Source organism: Parvibaculum sp. (assembly GCF_049671045.1).
Classification (GTDB): Bacteria; Pseudomonadota; Alphaproteobacteria; order Parvibaculales; family Parvibaculaceae; genus Parvibaculum.
In genome coordinates this window covers 1-7,696 of record NZ_JBATUH010000070.1, presented here as the reverse complement: position 1 = coordinate 7,696, position 7,696 = coordinate 1, and the positions used below count along the sequence as shown (strand labels likewise).

Annotated in this window: 7 protein-coding genes; 4 read left to right on the top strand and 3 right to left on the bottom strand. The window is 62.4% G+C overall.

The window, feature by feature from the left end; all coding sequences use genetic code 11:
- Nucleotides 1-317 (top strand): SPOR domain-containing protein (locus WBG82_RS08760; RefSeq protein WP_424423838.1); only part of this gene is annotated, 317 nt, incomplete at its 5' end.
- A gap of 36 nt (nucleotides 318-353) precedes the next feature.
- Here WBG82_RS08760 and WBG82_RS08755 read toward each other — a convergent pair.
- Nucleotides 354-734 carry a hypothetical protein gene (locus WBG82_RS08755; protein WP_324298172.1) on the bottom strand — a complete coding sequence of 127 codons (381 nt, stop codon included), beginning with the start codon at nucleotides 732-734 and terminating at the stop codon, nucleotides 354-356.
- An 85-nt stretch (nucleotides 735-819) separates the two neighbouring features.
- Here WBG82_RS08755 and WBG82_RS08750 point away from each other — a divergent pair, with 85 nt between their 5' ends.
- Together WBG82_RS08750 and WBG82_RS08745 are read left to right on the top strand one after the other, a co-directional pair.
- Nucleotides 820-1,461 carry an HAD-IA family hydrolase gene (locus WBG82_RS08750; RefSeq protein ID WP_424423835.1) on the top strand — a complete coding sequence of 214 codons (642 nt, stop codon included), beginning with the start codon at nucleotides 820-822 and terminating at the stop codon, nucleotides 1,459-1,461.
- 212 nt (nucleotides 1,462-1,673) lie between these two features.
- Nucleotides 1,674-2,933, top strand: a complete 1,260-nt coding sequence (locus WBG82_RS08745; protein ID WP_424423832.1) for a cytochrome P450 — start codon at nucleotides 1,674-1,676, stop codon at nucleotides 2,931-2,933.
- An 87-nt stretch (nucleotides 2,934-3,020) separates the two neighbouring features.
- Here WBG82_RS08745 and WBG82_RS08740 read toward each other — a convergent pair whose 3' ends face one another.
- Nucleotides 3,021-3,473 (bottom strand): TerB family tellurite resistance protein, encoded by a 453-nt coding sequence (locus WBG82_RS08740; RefSeq protein ID WP_424423830.1) that lies wholly within the window; start codon nucleotides 3,471-3,473, stop codon nucleotides 3,021-3,023.
- A gap of 137 nt (nucleotides 3,474-3,610) precedes the next feature.
- Entirely contained in the window at nucleotides 3,611-5,965 is a 2,355-nt protein-coding gene (locus WBG82_RS08735; protein ID WP_424423828.1) for an efflux RND transporter permease subunit, read from the bottom strand.
- Between the two features lie 538 nt (nucleotides 5,966-6,503).
- On the opposite strand from WBG82_RS08735, the gene WBG82_RS08730 reads away from it, so the two are divergent.
- Nucleotides 6,504-7,637: a ferritin-like domain-containing protein gene (locus WBG82_RS08730; RefSeq protein WP_424423825.1), complete on the top strand. Its 1,134-nt coding sequence runs from the start codon at nucleotides 6,504-6,506 to the stop codon at nucleotides 7,635-7,637.
- Nucleotides 7,638-7,696 lie beyond the last annotated feature (59 nt).

The window sequence follows — 7,696 nt, the reverse complement described above, 5'->3', positions numbered from 1 at the left end:
CGCCGAAGCCGGCCGCGACCGCAAAGCCCGCTCCGGCGCAGGCGAGCAAGGCGCCCGCCTCCGCCAAGGGCGCCTATCTCGTCCAGGTCGCCGCGCTCAAGGACGAAAAGAGCGCCAGGGCTTCATGGCGCGCTCTCAGCCAGCGCTTCCCGGCCGTGCTTGGCGGCCATGCGCTCGACATCGAGAAGGCCGATCTCGGCGCGAAGGGCACATGGTACCGGGTCCGCGCCGCGGGCTTCCAGACAAAGGCCGCCGCGACGGAGGCCTGCGCCAGGCTCAAGGCCGCAGGTCAGGCCTGCATGGTGAAGAAGCGCTGAGCCCCGGCCCGTCCGACAGGCCGGGCGCGCGCCGCCTCAGCTCCGCAGCCAGGCGATCAGCAGCCAGGGATAGGCGATCGTCAGCGTCGAGAAGGAGAAGAAGGTGAGCACGCTCAGTGCGCGGCTTTTGACATAGCCCTTCTCCGAGACGGCGTGGATCAGGAAAAGCTGCGCATTGAGCCACGAGCCGATGACGATGAGCCAGCCCGCGACCGTCGGGATCGCCGGATGCACCGCCGCGATCGCGAACTGCAGAAGGCTCATCATGATGTTGTCGATATGACATTGCAGAACGCGCTTTGAATTCTTCAAAGGCCCGAACCGCTTCATGCCACCATACATGGCGGTGATGATCCAGCCCTGCAGCACGGCGACGCAGATCTGAATGAATCCGGACGTGATCAGTATGGACTTCATTTGCCCCCAGCCCTCTCGCTTCTTCCGATAGCAACACAGGCGGTGTAGGTTCCCGCCCAACGGAAATTGAAAAATCGAGGGTAACATGATCGAGGCTGTGATTTGGGATTTCGGCGGCGTGCTGACTTCGAGCCCGTTCGAGGCCTTCAACCGCTTCGAGGCCGAGCGCGGCCTGCCGAAGGATTTCATCCGCTCGATCAACGCGACCAATCCCGACACCAATGCCTGGGCGCTGTTCGAACGCAGCGAATGCACGCTCGATGAATTCGATGCGCTGTTCGCAGAGGAAGCGGCGGCCAAGGGCGCGACGGTGCGCGGCCGCGAGGTGGTCGAGCTTCTCTCCGGCGACATCCGCCCCGAAATGGTCGAGGCGCTGAAGCGCTGCAAGGCGCGCGTCAAGGTCGGCTGCATCACCAACAATGTCGCCGCGGGTTCGGGCGCGGGCATGGCGCGCTCGGAGAGCAAGGCCGCGCAGGTGGCGGAAATCATGTCGCTCTTCGACCATGTGATCGAAAGCTCGAAGGCCGGCATCAGAAAGCCCGATCCGCGCATCTATGAAATGGCCTGCGAGGCGCTCGGCGTCACTCCGGCGGGCTCGGTTTATCTCGACGATCTCGGCATCAATCTCAAGCCGGCAGCCCTGCTCGGCATGAAGACGATCAAGGTCACGAGCGCGGCGCAGGCGCTCGCCGAGCTCGAGCAGGCGGTTGGCTTTCCCGTCGCCTGACGGAGCGAGGCAAACCCTGCGTCAAGCGAGGCCGGCCCGACCCTCCTGTCCCGTCGCATTTCCGAACCGCAAAAGTGGTTTCCGCTTTTGCTGGAAACGCCCCAGGGGGCTCTTTGTTTGTCGCGTTTCCGAACCGCAAAAGTGGTTTCCACTTTTGCTGGAAACGCTCTGCGGCCTAAGCTCCTCTCAAACAAAAATAGCGGGAGGAGAATATGCTGCGACCCAAGGCGGAAAAGATCGATCTCCACGGCAGGCCGGACCTCAAGAACCCGGACCTCTATATGCGCGGCGATCATCACGAGATCTTCAGGCGGCTGCGCGCCGCGGAGCCGGTCTACTGGAACCCCGAAGCCGACAGCACCGGCTTCTGGGCGATCACGCGCTACGACGACATAGAGGCGATTTCGAAGAGCCCGAAACTCTTTTCCTCCGCCAAGGAGAATGGCGGCCACCGGATCTTCAACGAGAACGAGATCGAGGACAATCAGACCGACGCGACCATGATCTCCATGGACCCGCCGGAGCACGCCGCCTATCGGCGCATGATCACGCCGGGCTTCGTGCCGCGCCGCATCGCCAATATGGAGGAGCGGATTCGCGGCCGCGTGACGCGCCTTCTCGACGCGCTCGAAAAGCAGGGCGCCAATGGCAGCGAGGTCGATTTCATTCCGGCCGTCGCGGCGGCGCTTCCGATCGAGGTTCTGGCGGAGCTCTTCGGCGTGCCGGAAAGCGACGGGCCGAAGCTCTTCGAATGGTCGAACGCGACGGTCGGGGAGGACGACCCGGAACTCCGCGTCTCGGACGAATATATGCGCCAATGCGTGATGGAGATGGCGGGCTATGCCGCCAATCTCTGGGAAAAGAGGCTCGCGGCGCCGGGCGAAGACCTCATCTCAATGCTCGTGCATGCGAAGATCGACGGCGAGCCGCTGACCTTCCCGGCCTATATCGGCACCTTCATCCTGCTCGTCGTCGCGGGCAACGAGACGACGCGCAATTCGATCTCGGGCGGGCTGCTCGCACTTTCCGAGCACCCGGAGGAGCGGCAGAGACTTCTCGACAATCCCTCGCTGATCTCGAGCGCGGTGCAGGAGATCGTGCGCTGGGTGAGCCCGGTGCTGCATATGCGCCGGACCGCGACGGAGGATACCGAGATCGGCGGCCAGCCCATCAAGCGCGGCGACAAGGTGGTGATGTGGTACGCATCCGGCAATCGCGACGAGGCGAAATGGGACGATCCCTATCGCTTCGATGTCGCGCGCTATCGCAACCACGACACGCCGGCGCAACTCGGCTTCGGCGCGGGTCAGCATTTCTGCCTCGGCTCGCGTCTCGCCGAACTTCAGCTCAAGGTTCTGTTCGAGGAACTTCTTACGCGCTTCCCGGATGTTCACGTCTCCGGGCCAGTGCGGCGCCTGCGCTCGAACTTCATCAACGGCATCAAGGAAATGCCGGTGCGGCTCAGCCGCTGAGCGGAAATCCACAACGCCCGCGCCGCTTCCGGCGCGGGCGTTGCGGCCTTTCAGTGCGGGCGGGCGCCTGACGCGATCAAGCCCCGCCTAATGTTCGGTCTTCTTCTCCGCTGCGAGCCGCGCCGCCTCGCAGGTCGCTGCATCGACTCCGATTTCCTGCGACAGGCGGTTGATCATGCCCGTCTCGACACGCTCCAGCGTGCCGTCGGCAAAGGCCACTTCCCACATCATCTGCACGATGTCCCGGCGCTCATCGGGGGAGAAGGATTCATTCACCGTGCGCGTGAAGATCGTTTCGCCATAGGGGATACGCTGGCGCTTCTCGGCCAGCTCGATCAGCGTCGTGGCCTCGCCCTCATCGAGATTGAAATGCTCGCTTACGATCCGCGTGATCGCCGAGCGCTCATTGTCCGCGAAATCCTGATCGCGCCGCGCCGCCTCGACCATGAGCGCGGCGGCCGCCAGACGCCTCACATCGACCACGGGCGCCGCCGGGTTCGATGGTATCCTCTTCAGCCGATCGATGATCTTCTCAAGCATACTGTTCGCTCCCGCTTCGGTTCCGCCAACCGCGGCGGAACCGTTCTGGCATGAGCAAACAGTCTAAACCGGCGAGGGGAAGCTGTCCCCTCGCCATGTTGGTGAGACGGATATTTTCGTCTTCGTTTCGCGGCCTCTCAATGCGCCATCAGGTTCTTGCGCTGCCGCACCGGCACGCGGCGCGGGAACACGATATCGAGCACCACAGCGAGCGCCGGCAGGACCGTGATCGCCATGAACATGTTGACCATGAACATGAAGGTCAGCAGGAGACCCATATCGGCCTGGAACTTGAGCGCGGAGAAGGCCCAGGTCGAAACGCCGATCGCGAGCGTGATGGCGGTGAAGAAAGTCGCCATGCCGGTTTCGAGAAGGGCGAGCTGGAAACACTCCGTGATGTTTCGTCCCTCGGCCAGATGGAACTGGGTCCGGTTGTAGATGTAGAAGGCGTAGTCGACGCCGATGCCGACGGCGAGCACCATGACGGGCAGCGTCGCCACCGTCAGACCGATCTGCAGCACCTCCATGAACCAGTATCCGAAGAAGGTGGCGAAGGTGAGCGGCAGACAGCAGGCGATGACCGCCCGCCAGTCGCGATAGGTGATCGTCACCAGCGCGACGATGACGACATAGACCCAGAGCATCATCGGCAGTTCGGATTCCGAGATCTCCTCGTTCACCGCCGCCTGCACGCCCATATTGCCCGACGCCAGACGGATATTGACGTCCTTCATCGGGAACTCGGCGCGGAACTGCTTCACAGCGGCAACGACGCTCTTGATGGTCGTCGCCTTCGCATCGGTGAGGAAGATCTGCACCGGCAGGATGGTGCAGGCCTGGTTCATGAGTTCACCGCGGCCGGGAACCGTGCCGACGGCCTGCGCCAGCGCGTCCTTGTTGCGCGGAATGTCCTGCCATTTGAGGTTGCCCTCGTTCCAGCCGGCGGCGGAAGCCTTGACGGCGAAGGGCAGCGAGATGACGAGGCTGACGCCCGGCTGGTTCTCCATGTACCAGGAGAAGCGGTTCAGATAGTTGAGCACCGGATAATCGACGCAGGCATCCGGCGGCGTCTCGACCACGACGGTAAGCTGGTTGAGGCCGAGCGAGAACTTCGACGCGATGTTGCGGGAGTCGATGTTGTAGCGCGAATCCTCGCGCAGTTCCGGTGTGCCCGCATGGAGCGCGCCGACATGGCGGTGGCGGCTTTCCCAGGCCGCATAGCCGAAGAGGATGGTGGCGACGACGAGCACGCCAACGGCGGTGCGCGGTTCGGCGACCTTGCCCAGATGACGCATGACCTTGAGGCGGAAATCCCGCGAGCGGTTCACGCGCTCCGTGAAGCCGTCGTCGAATTTCATGTAGCTCACGACCAGCGGCAGCATGATGAGGTTGGTCACGATCTTGAGCGCGACACCGATCGAGGCGGTGATGGCCAGTTCGCGAATCATGCCGACGGGGATGAGATAGAGCGTGCCGAAGCCGACAAGCGCCGTGGTGAGCGCCATGGAGCCGGGAACGAGAAGTCCCGAGAAGCTCACTCGCGCGGCATGCTCGGCGCTTGCGCCTTCGCCCAGTTCGGCGGTGATGAGGTTGATCTGTTGCACGCCGTGGCTCACGCCGATGGCGAAGACGAGGAAGGGCACGAGAATTGCGAGCGGATCGAGCCCGTAGCCCAGAAGCTTGAGCAGCGCGAATTGCCAGACGACCGAGGTGAGCGATGAGAAGAGCGTGGCAAAGGTGAGCAGCACCGAGCGCGAATAGAGATAGACGGCGAGCGCGGTGAGCAGGAAGGCGATCACGAAGAAGACGAGCACGCCCTCCGCGCCATCGGCGATGTCGCCGATCGACTTGGCGAAGCCGATGATGCGAACGGAATAGTCGGCGTTCTCATACTTGCCGCGGATCTGCTTTTCGAGCTTCGAGGCGAGATCGAAATAGTCGAGCTGGCTGCCGGTGGACGGGTCGAAATCCTGAAGCTCCGCCGAAACCATGGCGGCGGTGAAGTCATTGGCGACGAGGCGGCCGACGAAACCGCCGCGGATGACGTTGCTCTCGATCTTGGCGAGATTCTTTTCCGTCATCGAGTCAGCCGTCACCTTGCCTGAGATCACGTCCTCGGCGCTGATGCCGTCCTCGGTGATTTCGCGGTAGCGCGTGTTCGGCGTCCAGAGCGAGGTGACCGTCGGCCGCGACACGCCAGGCAGGAAGAAGATGTCGTCGGTGAGGTCCTTGTAGACCTTGAAGAAATCCTTGTTCCAGATCGTGCCGGATTTCGGCTCCAGAACGACGATGATGCGGTTCGAGCCGAAAAGCTGATCGCGGTATTGCTGGAAGGTCTTGATGTATTCGTGGCCGACGGGGAGCTGCTTGTCGAAGCCTGCCGTCATGTGGAGATGGAAGGCGAAGTAGAGGCCCAGAACCGTGACGCCTGCGAGGAAACACAGGATCGCGAAGCGGAACTTGAAGACCAGATTTTCTAGAAACGTGATCATTAGCAACACCCGTCCTTTGGCTGCCGTCCCGAAGGCCCGGGACGGTTCCTGTTTCGATGCCATTTGTCTTCGCCGCAGGGCCCCTGCCGCGCGCCTTCCCTGAAGGCAGGCGCGGCCAGCCGCAGCAATTCAACCGGATCGTTTCGGAGGATGCTGACAGGTATGTGCCACGGTCCCGAACGGACCGCCGTGATGCTTGTAATCCGTCAGGATTACCCTCCCTCGATGTCGTCCTCTTCGTTGCGCGCCTGTGCGGGTCCCCGCCGGCAGTCACGGGACGATCACTTCTCCCTCATACGAATCATTAGCACAAAAATCCGCGCGTGCTAGCTGAACCGTCATTCCCTTCAACAACTTACAATAATGAAGATAAGGAATCGCCGACGAAGTTGACGGATGCGTCACTTTCGCCTTGACCCGTTCCTTGGAATGCCTATCTTTTGCATAAAGCCCTCCGGCTTCGCGCCGGGGGTGCGACAAGAATGACATTGGGCGAGGGCGCAAATCCCGCCCCTTTCCCGTGGATCAGGAGGATTACATGAGCGAAGTGCGGCAGATCACCAAAGACAACGCATATGACGCCGTCGCCCCGGACGATTTCCCCTCGATGATGGATGTCGACCGCTACGGCCAGCGCTCGACCGCCTTCGACAAGATCATCTCGGCGACGCATGACCATTTCTGGGATCCGCTCGATGTGAAGTACATCGACTTCACGGAAGCGTTCGACATCGAGAACGAGATGATCCTGCCCGAGGAAATGGTCATCGAACTGAAGCTTCCGAGCTTCGCCAAGCTCACGCAGAAGCAGCGCGTGCGCTTCGCCAATGAGTCCGCCCGCTGGATACTCTCGGCGATCCTTCACGGCGAGCAGGGCGCGCTCAACCTGTCGGCCTCGCTCTGCCACATTCTCCGCGATCCGGGCGCGCAGGAATATGCCGCCAACCAGACGCGCGAAGAAGCCCGCCACGTGACCGCCTTCGCGAAGTATGTGCAGGCCCGCTGGGGCAAGCCGCTTCCGGTCGGCCAGACGCTCGGCGACCTCCTCACCGACATCGTCGGCGCGCCGGAAGTCTACAAGAAGATCGTCGGCATGCAGATGCTCGTCGAGGGCCTCGCCATGGGCGCCTTCGCGACGCTCTACTCGCACTCGCGCGACCCGCTCCTCGTGAAGCTCACGCAGCTCGTCATGACGGACGAGGCTTTCCACCACAAGTTCGGCAAGATCTGGGCTGACCGCACCATTCCGAAGCTCAGCGAGGAAGAGCAGAACATCATCGAGGACTGGGCGGCTTCCTGCTTCCAGACGCTGCTGTTCAACCTCGTGAACCCCGAGCAGAAGCAGATCCTCTATGGCGAGTTCGGCCTCGACTGGCAGCAGGTGCAGGCCGAGATGATCGAAGCCATCTCGGACGAGAAGCGCCGCGAGGACATGAAGCAGTCGACCAACATCTTCCGCGTTCTCATCAAGACGCTGCTCAAGGCGGGCATCATCACCGAGCGCACCAAGCCCTTCTACTCCGTCTATGTCGACATGGAGGAACTCAAGGGCGAAGGCGACCGCATGGTCGGCGACGACATCGCCGAGGACGGCATCCGCTATCTGCAGAAGATCAACTTCGGCGCCAACGTCGACGCGCTGAAGGAAGTGACGATCTCGGCGGCCGAGTAAGACCGGACCGGGGCCACCTGACGCCCCGTCCGTCCCTCATACCCCTCATGGAAGGGGGG

Coding starts and splice junctions, on each gene's coding strand:
- WBG82_RS08755 (WP_324298172.1), bottom strand. CDS start 734: ATGAAGTCCATACTGATCACGTCCGGATTCATTCAGATCTGCGTCGCC.
- WBG82_RS08750 (WP_424423835.1), top strand. CDS start 820: ATGATCGAGGCTGTGATTTGGGATTTCGGCGGCGTGCTGACTTCGAGC.
- WBG82_RS08745 (WP_424423832.1), top strand. CDS start 1,674: ATGCTGCGACCCAAGGCGGAAAAGATCGATCTCCACGGCAGGCCGGAC.
- WBG82_RS08740 (WP_424423830.1), bottom strand. CDS start 3,473: ATGCTTGAGAAGATCATCGATCGGCTGAAGAGGATACCATCGAACCCG.
- WBG82_RS08735 (WP_424423828.1), bottom strand. CDS start 5,965: ATGATCACGTTTCTAGAAAATCTGGTCTTCAAGTTCCGCTTCGCGATC.
- WBG82_RS08730 (WP_424423825.1), top strand. CDS start 6,504: ATGAGCGAAGTGCGGCAGATCACCAAAGACAACGCATATGACGCCGTC.